17 protein-coding genes are annotated in these 16,373 nt (G+C 36.1%); 8 read left to right on the top strand and 9 right to left on the bottom strand.

All coding sequences use genetic code 11. The annotated features are described in order from the left end of the window. Positions 1 to 24 precede the first annotated feature (24 nt). The 8 genes from murC (at position 25) to PGH12_RS12170 (ending at position 9,239) form a co-directional block, all read left to right on the top strand. Positions 25 to 1,401: a UDP-N-acetylmuramate--L-alanine ligase gene (gene murC / locus PGH12_RS12205; RefSeq protein ID WP_267596647.1), complete on the top strand. Its 1,377-nt coding sequence runs from the start codon at positions 25 to 27 to the stop codon at positions 1,399 to 1,401. Between the two features lie 2 nt (positions 1,402 to 1,403). Continuing rightward, on the top strand, positions 1,404 to 1,715 hold the full coding sequence (locus PGH12_RS12200; protein ID WP_267596648.1) for a hypothetical protein: 312 nt from the start codon (positions 1,404 to 1,406) through the stop codon (positions 1,713 to 1,715). Positions 1,716 to 1,755: 40 nt separating this feature from the next. Continuing rightward, on the top strand, positions 1,756 to 2,727 hold the full coding sequence (locus tag PGH12_RS12195; protein ID WP_267596649.1) for a cell division protein FtsQ/DivIB: 972 nt from the start codon (positions 1,756 to 1,758) through the stop codon (positions 2,725 to 2,727). Between the two features lie 60 nt (positions 2,728 to 2,787). Continuing rightward, positions 2,788 to 4,176: a cell division protein FtsA gene (gene ftsA, locus PGH12_RS12190; RefSeq protein WP_267596650.1), complete on the top strand. Its 1,389-nt coding sequence runs from the start codon at positions 2,788 to 2,790 to the stop codon at positions 4,174 to 4,176. 103 nt (positions 4,177 to 4,279) lie between these two features. Then, complete coding sequence (gene ftsZ / locus PGH12_RS12185) at positions 4,280 to 6,190, top strand: cell division protein FtsZ (RefSeq protein ID WP_267596651.1); 1,911 nt, start codon at positions 4,280 to 4,282, stop codon at positions 6,188 to 6,190. Positions 6,191 to 6,285: 95 nt separating this feature from the next. Continuing rightward, the gene (locus PGH12_RS12180; protein ID WP_267596652.1) at positions 6,286 to 6,732 is read left to right on the top strand and encodes a GatB/YqeY domain-containing protein; all 447 of its coding nucleotides are present in this window, start codon (positions 6,286 to 6,288) and stop codon (positions 6,730 to 6,732) included. Positions 6,733 to 7,207: 475 nt separating this feature from the next. Beyond that, positions 7,208 to 7,618, top strand: coding sequence for a BrxA/BrxB family bacilliredoxin (locus tag PGH12_RS12175; RefSeq protein ID WP_267596653.1), 411 nt, complete (start codon positions 7,208 to 7,210; stop codon positions 7,616 to 7,618). 103 nt (positions 7,619 to 7,721) lie between these two features. Then, positions 7,722 to 9,239, top strand: a complete 1,518-nt coding sequence (locus PGH12_RS12170) for a GH3 auxin-responsive promoter family protein (RefSeq protein ID WP_267596935.1) — start codon at positions 7,722 to 7,724, stop codon at positions 9,237 to 9,239. Between the two features lie 31 nt (positions 9,240 to 9,270). Here the strand turns inward: PGH12_RS12170 and PGH12_RS12165 are convergent, their stop codons facing one another. The 9 genes from PGH12_RS12165 to PGH12_RS12125 form a co-directional block, all read right to left on the bottom strand. Continuing rightward, positions 9,271 to 9,645: a hypothetical protein gene (locus PGH12_RS12165; protein ID WP_267596654.1), complete on the bottom strand. Its 375-nt coding sequence runs from the start codon at positions 9,643 to 9,645 to the stop codon at positions 9,271 to 9,273. A 20-nt stretch (positions 9,646 to 9,665) separates the two neighbouring features. Beyond that, entirely contained in the window at positions 9,666 to 10,007 is a 342-nt protein-coding gene (locus PGH12_RS12160; protein WP_267596655.1) for a hypothetical protein, read from the bottom strand. Positions 10,008 to 10,011: 4 nt separating this feature from the next. Further along, complete coding sequence (locus PGH12_RS12155) at positions 10,012 to 10,995, bottom strand: endonuclease/exonuclease/phosphatase family protein (protein ID WP_267596656.1); 984 nt, start codon at positions 10,993 to 10,995, stop codon at positions 10,012 to 10,014. A gap of 59 nt (positions 10,996 to 11,054) precedes the next feature. Continuing rightward, a complete protein-coding gene (locus tag PGH12_RS12150; RefSeq protein WP_267596657.1) occupies positions 11,055 to 12,047 on the bottom strand; it encodes an endonuclease/exonuclease/phosphatase family protein in 993 nt (330 codons plus the stop codon). Positions 12,048 to 12,053: 6 nt separating this feature from the next. After that, positions 12,054 to 12,779, bottom strand: coding sequence for a rhomboid family intramembrane serine protease (locus PGH12_RS12145; RefSeq protein WP_267596658.1), 726 nt, complete (start codon positions 12,777 to 12,779; stop codon positions 12,054 to 12,056). A gap of 4 nt (positions 12,780 to 12,783) precedes the next feature. Continuing rightward, complete coding sequence (gene mutL, locus PGH12_RS12140; RefSeq protein ID WP_267596659.1) at positions 12,784 to 14,562, bottom strand: DNA mismatch repair endonuclease MutL; 1,779 nt, start codon at positions 14,560 to 14,562, stop codon at positions 12,784 to 12,786. 85 nt (positions 14,563 to 14,647) lie between these two features. Beyond that, positions 14,648 to 14,851, bottom strand: a complete 204-nt coding sequence (locus PGH12_RS12135) for a hypothetical protein (protein ID WP_267596660.1) — start codon at positions 14,849 to 14,851, stop codon at positions 14,648 to 14,650. A 133-nt stretch (positions 14,852 to 14,984) separates the two neighbouring features. After that, positions 14,985 to 15,833, bottom strand: coding sequence for a YoaK family protein (locus PGH12_RS12130; RefSeq protein ID WP_267596661.1), 849 nt, complete (start codon positions 15,831 to 15,833; stop codon positions 14,985 to 14,987). Positions 15,834 to 15,864: 31 nt separating this feature from the next. Then, positions 15,865 to 16,362 (bottom strand): hypothetical protein, encoded by a 498-nt coding sequence (locus tag PGH12_RS12125; RefSeq protein WP_267596662.1) that lies wholly within the window; start codon positions 16,360 to 16,362, stop codon positions 15,865 to 15,867. Positions 16,363 to 16,373: the final 11 nt, after the last annotated feature.

Genomic DNA, 16,373 nt, shown 5'->3' with positions numbered 1-16,373 from the left:
ACTACACCAATACAAGAGAAAAGAATGAACAATTTAGAAACATATCAAAATTTTTACTTCGTCGGAATTGGAGGTATCGGGATGAGCGCTTTGGCGCGCTACTTCCATGCTTCGGGAAAGAAAGTTTTGGGCTACGATAAAACCAATACAAAACTGACTCAATTGCTGATGAGCGAAGGAATTGATATTGTTTTTGAAGATGTGATCGATGATAAAATTACTTCTCTTCAGAAAGAGAAGACATTGGTCATTTATACTCCGGCAATCAAAAAGCTTGGGATTTTAGATTATTTTAATGAAAATGATTTTAAAGTAAAAAAAAGAGCAAAAGTTTTAGGCTTAATCACCGAAAGCACAGACTGCATAGCAGTTGCAGGAACTCACGGGAAGACCACAACGTCTACTTTGGTCGCTCATCTGTGCAAAGAAGCAGATTTGCCATTTTCATGTTTTTTAGGTGGAATTTCTGAGAATTTTAAATCAAACTTCCTGTTTAACGGAAAAGAATTTTCTGTGGTAGAAGCAGATGAATATGACAGAAGTTTTCTCAACCTTTCTCCAGACTGGGCAGTGATTACTTCAACAGATGCAGATCATTTGGATATTTACGGAGATAAAAATACGATTGAAGAAGGTTTCAGACAGTTTGCGGCTTTAGTTCCTGAAGACAAACAGCTTTTTGTAAGAAAAGGAATTGAAATAGGAAGAGCTCATAAAACTTACGCCGTTAACGAAGTTGCTGATTATTATTCAGACAATCTTCGCATGGATTATGATAAAATCTACTTCGATTTTCATACGCCAGCTAATGATCGTCACTCTGAGCTCGTCGAAGAGTTTGTGTGGGATGTTCCGGGAATTCACAATGTAGAAAATGCGACGGTTGCATTAGCAATTCTGCATAATCTGGGAGTTGATTTTGAAACCTTGAAGAAAGCCATTGCCAATTTTAAAGGTATAAAAAGAAGATATACAAAACATATTTATTCGAGCGGTAAAATTTATATTGACGATTATGCACATCATCCGACAGAAATAAATGCGGTGGTGGGTTCGATTAAAACATTTTATCCGGATAAAAAACTATTGGTTGTTTTTCAGCCGCATTTATTCAGCAGAACGAGAGATTTTGTGGATGGATTTGCTGAAAGTTTAAGCAATTCTGAAGAGTTGATTTTGCTCGACATTTATCCGGCGAGAGAACTTCAGGAAAATTTTGAAGGAATTACTTCGGATTGGCTTTTAGAAAAAGTGACTTTAGATAAAAAGGAAATTTCAGGTTTGTCTGAAGCTTTTAATAAGATAAAAGAAAAGGATTTTGATATTTTATTGACGGTAGGTGCAGGAAATATTGATACGCTGTACGATCCGATTTGTGAGTGGTTGATTGGAAATAAATAATCATGTCAGAAAATTATTTACAAAAAGTTTGGGGAGATAATCTTGATAATGTCAACATTAATGATATTAAAGAAGCTATTAAAGAAACCCTCAAAATGGGCGATGAGCATGGAGCGTTCTGGGTAAGTATTATGATTAAAGGTGAAAACGTTTTGGAAATGCACAAAAATTTTGATGTAATTGGGGTTTTTGAGGATAATGAAAATTTGCAGTACAAAAGGAATTTTAAAAATATAAATGAAATAATATCTCTTTATGAAATTTTTTTAACTGAGGATTTTACTCATGTAAAAACAATTTTAAAAAAAGATTAGTAAAAAACCTTTGTGCACTCTGTGTTCAAAAAAAAGATAAATGAAAAACAAATACAGAATTTTAAAAATTGCAATCACAGTAATCATTCTTGGTTTACTGCTGAGTTTCTCTTTGAAGAAATTTAGTGGTCAGAAGATTACGGATGAGAAGATTTCTGTAAAAATGAATGAGAAAACTCCGGTGTACTTTATTGACGAAAAAGATATTAAACAAATTGTCATTAAAGAAAATCCATCAGGTAAAGTGGGAGATTTGAATATTCCGGAATTGGAAAAGAAAATCAATGCACTTCCGGCTATTGACAGTGCCAATGTGTATTTAAATTTAAATGGAAAACTGAATTTAGAGATCAAACAGAGAGTTCCGGTTTTCAGGTTAAATTATAACGATAAAGATTTTTATGTAGATGAAAAAGGAACCGAGTTTCCGATTTCGAGAACATATTCTCATCCGTGTATGCTGGTAACGGGTAACGTAAAAAAAGATGAATACGAAAAGCTGGCTGAACTGGTTGACAAAATTGACAAAGACGATTTCAGCAAAAAATATTTCATCGGAATTTCAAAATATAAAGACAGTTACAATCTTCTCACGAGCGAAGGCAACTACAAAGTGGAGATTGGAGATTTAGATAATATTGAACTAAAAGTAAAAGGTTTTAAAACTTTTGTAGAGAAATATCTCGTGTTTCAGGATCCTCAAAAGTACAGTATGGTTTCTGTGAAATATCAGAATCAGATTGTTACAACATTGAATCCTAATTTTAAGGAAAACGACAGTATTTTAAAAGCCGGACATAAAGATTTAGCAAAAACTCCGATTGCAGCGGCTAATGTTAAAAAAGCAGAAGTCAATTTGAAGCCAACTGTGAAAAAGGCGAGCTCAACTTCTTTAAAACCAAAAGAATCGGCTAATCCAAAAGTTGTCGTCAAACCAAAGGAGAAAAAGAAAACTCCTGAAAAGAAACCGGCAGCAAAGCCTAAGACAAAAGCAAAGGTGAAAATAGAGTAGAAATAGGTGGGAAAACCTATTAATTTAAACAAGTAAATAAATCAAATCGATATAAAAACAATGGAAAATCAAGAGTATTCAGTAGGTCTTGACATCGGGACAACCAAGATTGTCGCCATTGTCGGAAGGAGGAATGCACACGGGAAAATAGAAATTCTCGGTGTTGGTAAGGCCAAAAGTCTTGGAGTTCATAAAGGTATTGTGAATAATATTTCACAAACCATCAACTCCATCAAAGCGGCTGTGGCAGAAGCACAGTCAAGCGCAGGTGTACCTATTCATAAGGTCACCGTGGGAATTGCGGGGAAACACATTCGTTCGCTGCAACATTCAGATTACATTATGCGTGAGAATCCCGACAGATTCATCACGGATGATGACATCGAAGCGTTGAAAGACCAAGTGAAAAAACTGGTGATGTTACCGGGTGAAGAAATTATTCATGTTTTGCCGCAGGAATATAAGGTTGATTCTGAAGGAGAAATTCAGGAGCCTGTCGGAATGCACGGAAAACGTCTGGAAGCCAATTTTCATGTTGTTGTTGGACAGATGGGAAGCATCAGAAACATCGCAAGATGCGTAAGAGAAGCAGGTTTGGAGATGGAAGCGCTTACTTTGGAGCCTTTAGCATCTTCTGAAGCTGTTTTAACTAAAGAAGAAAAAGAAGCAGGAGTAGCAATCGTAGACATCGGTGGTGGAACGACGGATATTGCTATTTTTAAAGATAATATCATTCGTCACACTTGCGTCATCCCTTATGGAGGCGGAATTATCACGGAAGACATCAAAGAAGGCTGTTCAATTATTGAAAAGCACGCCGAGCAATTAAAGGTTAAGTTCGGTTCTGCAGTTCCTGAATTGGAAAAAGACAGCACATTTGTAACGATTCCGGGACTTCACGGAAGACCGGATAAAGAGATTTCTCTTAAAACTTTAGCACAGATTATCAATGCGAGAGTGGAGGAAATTTTGGAAATGGTCAATACAGAATTAAAAGCTTACGGAGCATTTGAACAAAAGAAAAAGCTGATTGCAGGAATTGTTTTGACGGGTGGTGGTTCAAACTTGAAACATCTTCGTCAATTGGCAAATTATACTACAGGATTCGATAGTAGAATTGGTTTCGCAAATGAATATATTGCAAACGATAAAAACCAGTATCTTAAAGGACCGGAATTTGCAACTTCTATCGGTTTGCTGATGGAAAGTTTGAAAATCAGAGATAAGAAAACAGTTGCCGTTGAGGAAGAAGCTGAAATCGAGATTGAAACCAAAGCTGAACAAACTGAGCAGCAAATAGTTTCTACAACAGAATCTCATACGCAAATATCTCAACAATCTGCGCAGGAATATGAAACACCTGCTCAGCAGCAACAGAGAAAGGTAAGATTGACTTTCGGGCAGTCTCTGATGGAAAAAGTAAAAAAATTCTTTGAAGAAGTAGAATAGAAACATAAACGATAAAAGATTAATGATAATAGATAATCGCACACAGATTACTCGTCATTCATCAGTTATCATTCATCAATTATCAATTATTAAAAATATAAGTATGGAAAATATAGGCACACAAGGGTTTTCATTTGATCTGCCAAAGGGAAATTCTTCGATTATTAAAGTTATCGGTGTTGGTGGCGGTGGAAACAACGCCTTGAAGCACATGTACGAAAAGGGAATTCACGGGGTAGATTTCGTGATCTGCAATACTGATGCACAGACTTTAGATAACAATCCGGTCTCGAATAAGGTTCAGTTGGGAGTTACCATTACTGAAGGACTTGGAGCTGGTGCAGATCCTGAAGTTGGCGAAAAAGCAGCTATTGAAAGCATAGAAGATATTAAAGCTTCTATGGGGCAAAACACCAAAATGGTTTTCATCACTGCAGGAATGGGTGGTGGAACCGGAACTGGTGCAGCTCCTGTTATTGCAAAAGTTGCCAAAGATATGGGAATTCTTACGGTAGGTATTGTTACCGTTCCTTTCAGTTTTGAAGGGAAAAGAAGATTGGAACAGGCAGAACTGGGTCTTGAAAAATTAAGAAATAATGTTGATTCATTAATTGTAATCAATAACGATAAATTGAGACAGCAGTTTGGAAATTTAGGTTTCAAACAAGGTTTCTCAAAAGCCGATGAAGTTTTAACAAACGCTGCGAAAGGAATGGCAGAAGTTATTACGGGTTACTTTGATGTGAATATTGACTTTAGAGATGCTAAATCTGTACTTCAGAATTCAGGTACGGCTTTGATGTCTACAGGAATGGCTTCAGGCGAAAACAAGGCTGAAGAAGCAGTGAGAAAAGCTCTTGATTCGCCATTATTGAACGATAACAAAATTACAGGCGCAAGAAATGTATTGTTATTGATCAGAAGTGGTGTAGAGGAAGCTACAATGGATGAGATCGGTATCATCATGGATTATATCCAGAAAGAAGCAGGTCATACTGCAGATATTATTTTTGGAGTTGGTGCTGATGAAGAATTAGGAGATGCAGTGAGCGTTTTGGTGATTGCTACCGGTTTTTCTAATGATAATCAAAAATTTGCAGGTCCTACTGAGAAAATCAGAATTGGTTTGAATGATGCTTTGGAAACTCCTAAAGCTTCACCGTTTAAAACAAGAGACGAAAGAGAGGTTTCTCCTGAACAAGGATATGACTTCGGAGGAAAAAATCTCTTCAGACTGGATGATGAAGAGCAAGACTCGCCTCAATTTAAGATGTCGGCTTCTGAAAAAAAAATGATTATCGAAGATGAGGATGTGAAAACTCAGGTGAAATTCTCTGACAGAGAGGATGATACATTAGAAAGCCCTATTAACAGCTGGAGAAATGAAGAATCTCACAATGATGACACTGCTAGTTTGTTTTCTTTTGATGACGATCCTAATGATCTTGAAATTCAATCTTTTTCATTTGATTTTGAAAATAAAAAACAGGAGCAAAACGACAATAGTTTTAGCAATAATTACGCTAACGAAAAAGCGGTTGAATTTAACTTTACTGTTAATGAGCCGATTGCTGAGCCTAAATATGATTTTGAACAGCCAAAAAATGAGATCGAATCTTCTACGGTAATCGAAACAAAAATAGAAGAAACAACGCATAAAGTAGAAACATTCTATAAGACTCCAGAAAAGCCAAAAGCAGACGAAAAGCCAATTCCTGAAAGAAGAATAGAAGTAGAAACTACAAGACATACCGAATCTGAATTTACGTTCGTCAACAAACCTGCAGAACAGGAGAGAGCGAGTGAAAGAAGAAATAAACTAAAAGAATTCAATTCACGTTATCAGAATTTTGATCATGTGAATGAGTTTGAATCTGTACCTGCGTTCAAGAGAAAAAATATTTCAATTGACGGTTCTAATGCCTCAGACCAAAATATAAATACTTATTTGTCTGATAACAACGGAAACATGCAGATCAGAGAAAACAGATTTTTAAATAAAGATGTAGATTAAATTGCTATAAGCGATAAGCACTAAGCTATAGGCTTTCTTAATCGAAAGTTGATTGAGCTTAGGGCTTCATTGCCAAAAGCTTAAAGCCGAATAATATGAGTTTAGAATTAACCATAAGCGAAGCAATAAAAACAGCAATGAGAGCAAAAGACAGAGTGGCTTTAGATTCTCTAAGAGCTGTAAAGTCACAGATATTATTGCTGAAAACTGAAGCTCTGGGAGCAGAAGTTTCTCCTGAGCAGGAAATTGCAATTTTGCAGAGAATGATCAAACAGCGTAAAGATTCTTACGAGCAATTTACCGCTCAGGGAAGAAATGATCTGGCAGAAGTGGAAGAGGCTCAGATGAAAGTAATTGAGAAATTCTTACCTGCACAGTTATCTTCCGAAGAACTGGAAGCTGAGATCAAGCAGATTATTGCAGATACAGGAGCCGAATCTGTAAAAGATTTAGGTAAAGTTATGGGATTAGCTTCAAAAAATTTAGCTGGAAAATCTGACGGAAAAAGTATTTCCGAGATGGCTAAGAAGTTACTTTCATAAAGATTGAACAATAATAGATGAATTCATTATTCATCTATTATAAATTATCAGTCATATTTTTGGATATTCAACCTTTGCATATCGATTTGATTAACGAAGCCCGGAACTTATGTTTCGGGCTTCACAATTTGGCTGACTTTCTAAAATTAAAGTGATTAGTTCAAAAAAACTGTTCATTCGGTAATTTTATAAGACGGGAACTGTAATGCACTTCACGTCATTGTAGTGGTATGCATTAGAAAAATCTTCATGAATAAAGTTTTTCTCACGAGTATTAGCTTTTAGAATTATTTCAAAATTAATAAAAATTTATTAAATATTAACAATTTTTTTTTAATAATAATTATAATGCACTGAAATATTTACATAACTGCCGTTGTTTTCATATGATCAGCCGAATTGCGCAATAGTTTTTATTAATTGAGATAAATTTATAAATGTTGTAAATTTGTAAATAATTTAAAAATTACAAGAAATGTATCCATCAGATTTAGTAATGCCTATGAAGGCTGAACTTACAGATAAAGGTTTTCAGGATTTAGCAACTCCATCACAGGTAGAAGATGCCTTGAAGCAGTCTGGAACCACTCTATTAGTAATCAATTCTGTATGCGGATGTGCGGCAGGAGCAGCAAGACCGGGAGTTGTTTATTCTTTGACTGGCGAAAAAAAGCCAGATCATTTAACAACTGTTTTCGCAGGCTTCGATAAAGACGCAGTTGATGCAGCAAGAAAACATTTAGCACCGTTTCCTCCAAGCTCACCGTGTGTGGCTCTTTTCAAAGACGGAGAATTGGTTCATATGTTAGAAAGACATCACATTGAAGGAAATCCTGCAGGAGCAATTGCTGCAAACCTTCAGGCTGCTTATGACGAATATTGCTAATCGCAAGTAATTAAAAACTTTATACAGAAACCGTTACAAATTTTGTGACGGTTTTTTGTTTAAATCATTCGCAGGAAATTCAAATATGATTATATTTGTTGAAATGGCAACGAAAGCACTTTTCAATACGGTAGTCAATTGGTTTATCAGGCAAAGGATAGATCAGATACAGAATTTTATGGATCATCCTATCGAAACGCAAAACGGAATTCTGTTTTCACAGTTGTTTCATGCAGAAGATACGGAATATGGTAAAAGATACGGTTTCAATACCATTTCTAGTTATCAGGATTTCAAAAATAAAGTTCCTGTAGTGACCTACGAAGATTTTGAACCTTATATTGAAAGAGCCAGACAAGGGCATAAAGATGTAAGCTGGCCTGGCTACATCAAACATTTTGCTAAATCTTCCGGAACTACGAATGCCAAAAGCAAATTCATCCCGATTTCCGCAGAAAGTCTTGAATATTGCCACATGAAAGCTGGCAAAGACATGGTTTCTATTTATGCTAATAATCATCCTGAAAATCAGCTATTTACTAATAAAAATTTACGCTTAGGCGGAAGTTCAGAACTGTATGCAGATTTTAACACCAAATTCGGAGATCTTTCAGCAATTTTAATTGATAATCTGCCTTTTTGGGTTGAAATTACCACAACACCGAGTAAGAAAGTTTCCCTGATGGGAGAGTGGGAAAGCAAGTTGAAAGCGATTACTTCTGAAGTCAAGAATGAAGATGTTGGAAGTATTTTGGGAGTTCCAAGCTGGATGATGGTACTTTTACAAAGAGTTTTGAATGAAACTGATGTCGAAAGTATTTCTGAACTTTGGCCAAACCTGGAAGTTTTTTTTCATGGTGGAATCAGTTTTAAACCTTACAAAGATCAATACAAAAAGATCATTGGTAAGAATATCAATTACTACGAAATTTACAACGCTTCTGAAGGTTTTTTCGGAATTCAGGACAGACCGAATAGCGACGAAATGCTTCTGATGCTGGATTACGGTATTTTCTACGAATTTATTCCGATGGATCAGTTTTACTGTTCAAATCCCAAAGTAGTAAGTCTTGAAGATGTTGAAATCGGAAAAAATTACGCAATGGTGATCACAACCAATGGCGGTTTATGGAGATATTTAATTGGTGATACCATTATTTTCACTTCCACCAACCCCTTCAGAATAAAAATAACAGGAAGAACGAAACATTACATCAATGCTTTTGGTGAAGAACTAATGATTACCAATGTAGAATCTGCATTGACTAAAGCTTGTGAAGCAACAAAATCAGCTGTGACAGATTTTACGGGAGCTCCTATCTTTATGAAAGAAAATGAAAGCGGCGCACACGAATGGATTTTTGAATTTAGCGAAAAGCCACAAAATCTTGATGAATTTACAGATGTTTTTGATCAGCACCTGAAAGCAATCAATTCTGATTATGAAGCCAAAAGATACAATAACATTACGCTGAAAAAACCTGTGATCCACATCGCTAAACCTAATTTATTCTATTGCTGGCTGGAGTCTAAAGGAAAATTGGGCGGTCAAAACAAAGTGCCGCGCCTCAGCAATGACAGAGAATACATTGATCCTCTATTGGAGATGAATCAGTCATAAAAAAAACCGCAGAGATATCTGCGGTTTTTGTTTATTTATTAAGATCTTCCTTCAGCTTTTTTGCAGCTTCTTCTACTTTCTGGGCACCTTTTGCGGCGGTACTTTTCACATCCTCGCCCACTTCTTTAGCACCGGATTTGATGTCTTTTCCAACTTTGTTGGCCTCTTCTTTAATGTCTTTTCCGGCTTCGTTGATCTTTTCTCCGGTTTTGTTAACGGTCGTTTTTACATCAGATTTAGCCTTATCTACTTTTGCTGTGTCTACAAAACCTGTATGGCTTTCGGTAGTGGTTGTTGTGGTTACAGATCCGTCCGGGTTTTCAATCTTTTCCGTTTTTGAAGTCGACTGCGTGCAACTTACGATCAATGCTGATACAGCAAAAGCTGCGATAATTTGTTTTTTCATTGTGTATATTTTAAATATAATTATTGAGTAACAGGAGAAGAAACGTCTTTGTTATCTTTTATTTTCTGTTTCTTTTCGTCCTCCTGTTTTTTCTTATTTTCTTTTTCTAATTCTGCTTCCATTCTTTTCTCTTCCTGCTCAACTTTTATGGCTTCCTTCAACGAATCCTGATATTTTTGAGATGACATTCTTATCTGCCGGACGATATCTACTGTTGTCGCTCCGGAAGAAAATGAATCAATAGCCGTTGTGTCATAATGAGGTTGCACAGCTTGAGTCTGTTCAAGATTAGCAGGCTCCTTCTTTGAACATGCAATCAAAAAAACAAAACTCACACATCCCGCGGCCAAAAATTTTTTCATGGAACTAATTTAATAGAAATTCTGCAATTACAGGATAATGATCTGATAATTTTACAGAATAGTCAACTTTGTAGCTTAATGATTTAATGCTTTTTGAAGTAAAAATATAATCTATCCTCAACGGAAATTTATAATCGTGGAAACTTGTTGAGCTTCCGTTTCCTGCTTCCACAAAAGCGTCATCAAGATCTTTTCCTAAATTATAATATTCCCACGAATTGGGAACCGAATTAAAATCTCCCGCTAAAATTACAGGATAAGGTGATCTGTCGACGGCTCGTCTTATTTTTTTTACCTGATCTTCATGGGTTTTGAAAGTCGGAATCAATCTTGAAAAGAGTAAAGCGATTTTATTTTTTTCCTTCCTTTTATTCTCTTCATCTTTCATGCCGAGCATATTTTTGTTTAAACGGAAAGGTTCCAGGTAAACATTGATGACGCGTACAATTTTGCCGTTGATGTTGATATCAGCATAAAAAGAATTGCCTTTAGATTTGTCGTTAAATAGATCTTGTTGTCTCAGAATTTTATGTTTGGTCTTTAAGATGACCAAAGGATATTTTACCAAATCTTTTCTTAAAGCTCTGGCTGTATCTTTTTCCTGCACGAGAATGATGTCTGCATTCTGGTCTGTAATGTATTTTCTCATAGTCGGCCATCCTGAACTGCCGTATTTTACATTATAAGTTAAAACTTTTATGTCATTTTTGTTTACCTGTGAAGTCTGTTGTGGCGTGAAATTCACCCAGCGGCGTATAGGATTGTAGAACATACATGTAGAAAGTGCAAATACAATGGCAATTCTGTTCTTTTTCAAAACCCAGACTATTGTGAAAATAAGGTGAAGGAGAATGAGATAAGGAAAGCCTAAAGACAGTAAATTGAGTTTGCTGAAATATTGCGGAGCAATCCATGCATTAGCAAATGTACACATCAAAAGTAATATCACAAAAATGTGGACAGACAAAAACACATATGCACGCTTCATAAATCTCTAATATGAGAGGTGCGTATCAAAAATTCTGCCAAGCTTCGTTTTAAATGCTTTTACTCTAGCCTGAAGGTAGCAATCACAGGAAAATGATCAGAAAGCTTTACTGATCGGTCTACATGATAACTGACGGGTTTTATTGATGGTGAGACGAAAACAAAATCAATTCGCAAAGGATATTTGTAATCATGGAAACTGGTACCGCTTCCTTTTCCGGCTTCAAAGAAAGCGTCATTTAAACCTTTACCCAAATGATAGTATTCGTAGGAATTGGGAACAGAATTTAGATCTCCGGTTAAAATTACGGGATAAGGCGATTCGTCAATACTTCTTCTGATGATTGCTATCTGCTCCTGATGCATTTTAAAGGCCGGAATAAGCCTTCTAATAATACCTTTTACCTTTTGCTCGTCCTGCTGACTGTTTCCATTAAGCTTTACCATGCTTTTTTCAAATTTAAATGGCTGCAAATAGGTGTTGATGATACGGTATGTTTTTCCTTTGATCTCAATATCGGTATACTCTGCAAACGCGTTAAACTCTTCGCTGTACATTCCTTGAAACAGTTCTTTGTGTGCTACCGTTTTATATTTTGAATATGTGCCGACGATGGGATTTTTAAAATCTTTTTTAAGACCATTAAAATGATATTCGAAGTCTGCATCTTCCTGAATAAGAACAATGTCAGCGTTTTGATCATTCACAAACCTGTTGATGTTTTCGAGACCAAATTTTCCGCCCTTTATGTTAAAAGTAACGATTTTTAGATTAGCAACCTCCTTTTTATCTGTCGAATAATTAACCCACCGTTTCACGGGATTTAAGAAAAACAATCCCACAAACATAAACACAAAGGCTCTTTTTTTCCATGAGAAAATCCAGAAAAATGTGAGTAGAATATATCCTGTTATTAAAAGAGGAAATACTAAAGACAGTAGATTAAACCATGGAAATACTTTTGGCGGGATATAAGCATTCAGCAAAACACCGATTAACAAAAATAATATTCCAAAATGCAGGATAAGAAGGACGAGCCGAATGATTTTCACAATATTTTAATTAAATCTGTATAAATGTTTCCTCCAGATTCTGGCAAGGATAAAACCTACAATAGCACCACCAACGTGAGCCAAATGAGCAATTCCGCCTCCATTTCCTGTAACTCCCAGATAAATTGATCCGATCACAATAATGGGCAGCACATATTTTACCTTTACCGGAATCGGAATAAAAAGAATTCCGATTTTAGCATCAGGATATAAAGTTGCAAATGCAGCAATGACACCAAAGATTGCTCCCGATGCACCAACCATACGACCAAATATAATTGAATTTAGTTTATTCAATAAGTCATTATTGTTTCCAATCGCAGCTTTTGTAGAAGCTAAATAACCTGTAGGATCACTGACATAGTCTTTTACATTAAATCCGATAGCGTCAAGTTGATTATAGATGCTTTGATATTCTATAAGATTCCACAAATTAAACAGAAAGAAAGCGCCTAAGCCACTTAGAAAATAAAGAATCAGGTATTTTTTATCTCCCAGACTTTGTTCTAAAATAGGTCCAAAGCTAAATAAAGTAAACATATTAAATAAGATATGCATTGGACTTGCGTGCATAAACATGTGAGTAACAATCTGCCATGATTCAAAATATGGAGAATAAGGGAAATATCCGGCAAGATAAAAGTTGATCTCAGGAATTATGAAAGAAGCCAAATATACTACAACATTCAGTATAATTAAATTTCGTGTAATCGGCGGTATATTATTAAACATCTTTTTAAAATTTATTTTTTAAATCATTAAACGGAACTTCATAAAAACATCTTTTTCCGTTGGGTAAAAATTCCGGGAAACCCAATGCCGTAAAGTCTTTAATCACTTGTTCCGCATCAGCTTTATAAATAAAATCAAACCTCGATTTCGACTGCATTTTCGCCCATTGATTGTGGTAGAACTGCATAAATTCGTCTTCAGTTTTATATTCCAGAATATCAAAAAGGTTTTCGAGGAATTTCATGACCTGCGTTTCTTTTAATCCTTCAGGAACGGTGTCTATTCTCAGCACGTTCTCATGTGCAATTTTCATGTCAAATCCCAGTTCGGGAAGAAATTTTTTGATAGAACGATATTTATTCTTCTCAATTTCATTCATATGATACTCTAGTGAGAAAAGTAAGGCATGGCTGGCGTTTCCTTTTTTTACGTTCTTATTATTTTCGGCAACCAGCAATCGGTGCATTCTGCCAAGATCCAGCATCAGCGTTCTGTCACCTTTGTTGAACAGCCAATATCCGTTCGGCAGTCGCATCAGATCTTCATCAAAATCTTCGTCTTCAAAAAGATTGATCTTCGAAGGCTCAGCAGAAATATTCTGATGGTACATTTCTGTAAGATTATGAATTTCCGTTTTCCCTACTTCTCTTTCTTCCAGAAAAGGATTATAATCGCGATCTACAATAATTTCCGGCATTTTTAAATTTCCGGTATTGTTGCTTCTGCTTGGGAAACTTTTCTGCATCATCTCATCCAAATGCGGATCTTTCTCAAAGTCGAGACTTGGCGCGATGTTGTAAATTCCTAATGACCTTTTGATGGTAGAGCGGATCAAAGCAAAAATTAAATGCTCGTCTTCAAATTTAACCTCCGTTTTCTGTGGATGAATATTCACATCAATTTTCTCGGGATCTAATTCCAGAAAAAGAAAAAATGTAGGAATATATCCTGGTAAAAGAAGTCCGTCAAAAGCTTCCTGAACTGCTTTGTTGAAATATGGACTTTTAAAAAATCTTCCGTTCACGAAAAGAAACTGCTCACCACGGGTTTTTTTTGCGCCTTCAGGTTTGGCAACAAAACCGTGAAGTTTGCACCAGAGAATATCTTCTTTTATAGGAATGAGTTGCGGATGCAATTTTCTTCCGAAAACATCTACAATTCTCTGCATCTGTGTCCCTTTTCTCAGTCTGAAAACGGGCTCATCGTCATGAAACATAGAAAATTCTATATTCTCATGAGCCAAAGCCACACGTTGAAATTCATCTATGACGTGTCTGAATTCTATATTATTGTTTTTGAGGAATTTTCTTCTTGCCGGAACGTTGTAGAAAAGATTTTTAACCAAAAAATTAGATCCTTCAGCAGTCTGCACAGGATCCTGAAACTGGAAAATTCCACCTTCGATATAAATATTGGTTCCGAGTGCAGAATCTTCCTGCTTAGTTTTCAATTCGACCTGAGAAACTGCAGCGATGGATGCCAAAGCCTCGCCTCTGAAACCTTTTGTAGCAATTTTAAAAATATCATCCGTTGCCCGTATTTTTGAAGTGGCGTGTCTTTCGAAGGCCATTCTAGCATCGGTTTCAGACATTCCTTTGCCATCATCAACCACCTGAATGAGGTTTTTACCCGCATCTCTTATAATCAGCTCTATTTTTGAAGCTCCGGCATCAATTGCGTTTTCCAAAAGTTCTTTTACGATGGATGCAGGCCGCTGCACCACTTCACCTGCTGCAATTTGGTTGGCTACATGATCCGGTAAAAGCTGAATAATATCTGACATAAAAAGGTAAATGAACTTACAAAAATAGTCAAAGCAAATAAGAATTAAAATAATTAGGTCATGAATTAAAGATTAAGGATTAAATCTATGTTGTCTGTCGGAAGAAAATATTTGAAAAAAAAGGGATCAGGCTGTCGGAACATCCGACGGGCTTTCTTTTTTCCAGTTCATGCTGTCGGAGTTCCCGACGGCATGAAACCATTTTGGTTTGCCTCGTCGGACTTTCCGACGGCCTTTCCTTTTTTGGATTTGCTCCGTCGGAAAGTCCGACAGCAAGAACCGAAACCATTTCTGCTCGTCGGGAATCCCGACGGCTTTTCAAAAACGAAAGTCAGATGCAAAAAGCCTCCATTTGCAAAACAAACAGAGGCTACAAAAACTAAGTATATATGATTTGTGCTGTCAAATTGATTAATAGCTTTTTAAGTTTCCTCCAAAACAAGTTTAGACTTTTCTTTTCTGGTTTCTTTGATCATCACCTCACCATTGCCATGTATTTTATCATACATGAATGCCATTACATTCGGTTTATTATAGATTTTTGCATATCTGTAATTGGTTCTGAAGTGTCTGATGTTGATTTTATAAAAATCATATCCTATTACTACAAGTAAACAAAGGCTGATCACATAAAACACACTGAATTCTAGTGAATAATAAACCAGTCCTGAGAAAACTGCTCCTAAAACGTAAGAACACATAATACTTGTTAGAAGCTTTGCTCTGGCGATCAGCTCAGGGTTTTTCCTGTATTTTTTATGGGTAAACATAGAGGCCAGTATTCCTAAATCGGTAGTAGTACCTGTAAGGTGAGTTGTTTTTACCAAAAAGTTGGAGATACTTGCCGTCAAACCATTTTGAAGCCCTGTCGCAAAAAGCATTAGTGCTACAAGAAATTCTGCTTCTTCTAAAGTCTTCTGATAGTAAAACTGACCATAAAAACCTACGGAGACCAGACACAGGATTTCCAGGATCAGCGGCATTGCATGCGCAAAGTATTTACTTTTTTTATTGAAATTGATGACGAAAAAATTGGCCGTAAAGCTTCCGAAAAAGAAAAGAAAGATCCATGCGCCTACGACTGCCACCTGCGACCAGTTTCCTTTACTGATTTCTGCAGCAAAAACGGCATAATGGCCTGTCACGTTTGAGGTAAAGGATAAAAATATTAATAGAGATGCTATATTTATAGTTCCTGCCGTAAAGGCAGTCAGCGTCCCCAGTCTTATATTGTCTCCCAATGTCCTGCTGTTACTATAATTTCTTAACATGTTTTTAGATTTAAATAATTAATAGTAAAGATTAAACTTCAACAAAAACCTCTGCCAGTCTGCCTCTTTCGGGCATAAATTCCGGTGCGCCGAGAGTAATCTCTCTTACATGAATATCTTTTGCTTTTTTGATGAAGGGTGCAAGATCAAATTTCCCATTGCTGTTCTTATCTTTCAGATTGTTTGCGTAGTAGGCTTCCTCAATATTTTCTGCCTTCAGATAATTATTGAAAGCTCTCTGGAAACTTCCTGTGAAAATATCGCAGATTACTTTATTGACAAGGTGAGGATATTTGTTTTTGATAATACTGAATGCATCGCAGAATTCTTTTGATCTGATTTTACTGAAAACGGTTCCTTTCGTATTAAATAAAAGGTCTCTGATAGAATCTCCCATATCATAACCCGATACCAGTAAAATATTGTATTGCGTGTTTTCTTCTTTCGCATTTTTCTCCTTTAATACTTTCTTTAATATGTTTAAAGATTCCAGAGAATAGTCTGTTGCAATTAAAATGGTCTTGATCATATCTTTAGATT

The organism is Chryseobacterium sp. CY350 (assembly GCF_027945075.1).
Lineage (GTDB): Bacteria > Bacteroidota > Bacteroidia > Flavobacteriales > Weeksellaceae > Chryseobacterium.
This window is presented reverse-complemented; position numbering and strand designations above follow the sequence as displayed.

Coding starts and splice junctions, on each gene's coding strand:
- murC (WP_267596647.1), top strand. CDS start 25: ATGAACAATTTAGAAACATATCAAAATTTTTACTTCGTCGGAATTGGA.
- PGH12_RS12200 (WP_267596648.1), top strand. CDS start 1,404: ATGTCAGAAAATTATTTACAAAAAGTTTGGGGAGATAATCTTGATAAT.
- PGH12_RS12195 (WP_267596649.1), top strand. CDS start 1,756: ATGAAAAACAAATACAGAATTTTAAAAATTGCAATCACAGTAATCATT.
- ftsA (WP_267596650.1), top strand. CDS start 2,788: ATGGAAAATCAAGAGTATTCAGTAGGTCTTGACATCGGGACAACCAAG.
- ftsZ (WP_267596651.1), top strand. CDS start 4,280: ATGGAAAATATAGGCACACAAGGGTTTTCATTTGATCTGCCAAAGGGA.
- PGH12_RS12180 (WP_267596652.1), top strand. CDS start 6,286: ATGAGTTTAGAATTAACCATAAGCGAAGCAATAAAAACAGCAATGAGA.
- PGH12_RS12175 (WP_267596653.1), top strand. CDS start 7,208: ATGTATCCATCAGATTTAGTAATGCCTATGAAGGCTGAACTTACAGAT.
- PGH12_RS12170 (WP_267596935.1), top strand. CDS start 7,722: ATGGCAACGAAAGCACTTTTCAATACGGTAGTCAATTGGTTTATCAGG.
- PGH12_RS12165 (WP_267596654.1), bottom strand. CDS start 9,645: ATGAAAAAACAAATTATCGCAGCTTTTGCTGTATCAGCATTGATCGTA.
- PGH12_RS12160 (WP_267596655.1), bottom strand. CDS start 10,007: ATGAAAAAATTTTTGGCCGCGGGATGTGTGAGTTTTGTTTTTTTGATT.
- PGH12_RS12155 (WP_267596656.1), bottom strand. CDS start 10,995: ATGAAGCGTGCATATGTGTTTTTGTCTGTCCACATTTTTGTGATATTA.
- PGH12_RS12145 (WP_267596658.1), bottom strand. CDS start 12,779: ATGTTTAATAATATACCGCCGATTACACGAAATTTAATTATACTGAAT.
- mutL (WP_267596659.1), bottom strand. CDS start 14,562: ATGTCAGATATTATTCAGCTTTTACCGGATCATGTAGCCAACCAAATT.
- PGH12_RS12135 (WP_267596660.1), bottom strand. CDS start 14,851: ATGGTTTCGGTTCTTGCTGTCGGACTTTCCGACGGAGCAAATCCAAAA.
- PGH12_RS12130 (WP_267596661.1), bottom strand. CDS start 15,833: ATGTTAAGAAATTATAGTAACAGCAGGACATTGGGAGACAATATAAGA.
- PGH12_RS12125 (WP_267596662.1), bottom strand. CDS start 16,362: ATGATCAAGACCATTTTAATTGCAACAGACTATTCTCTGGAATCTTTA.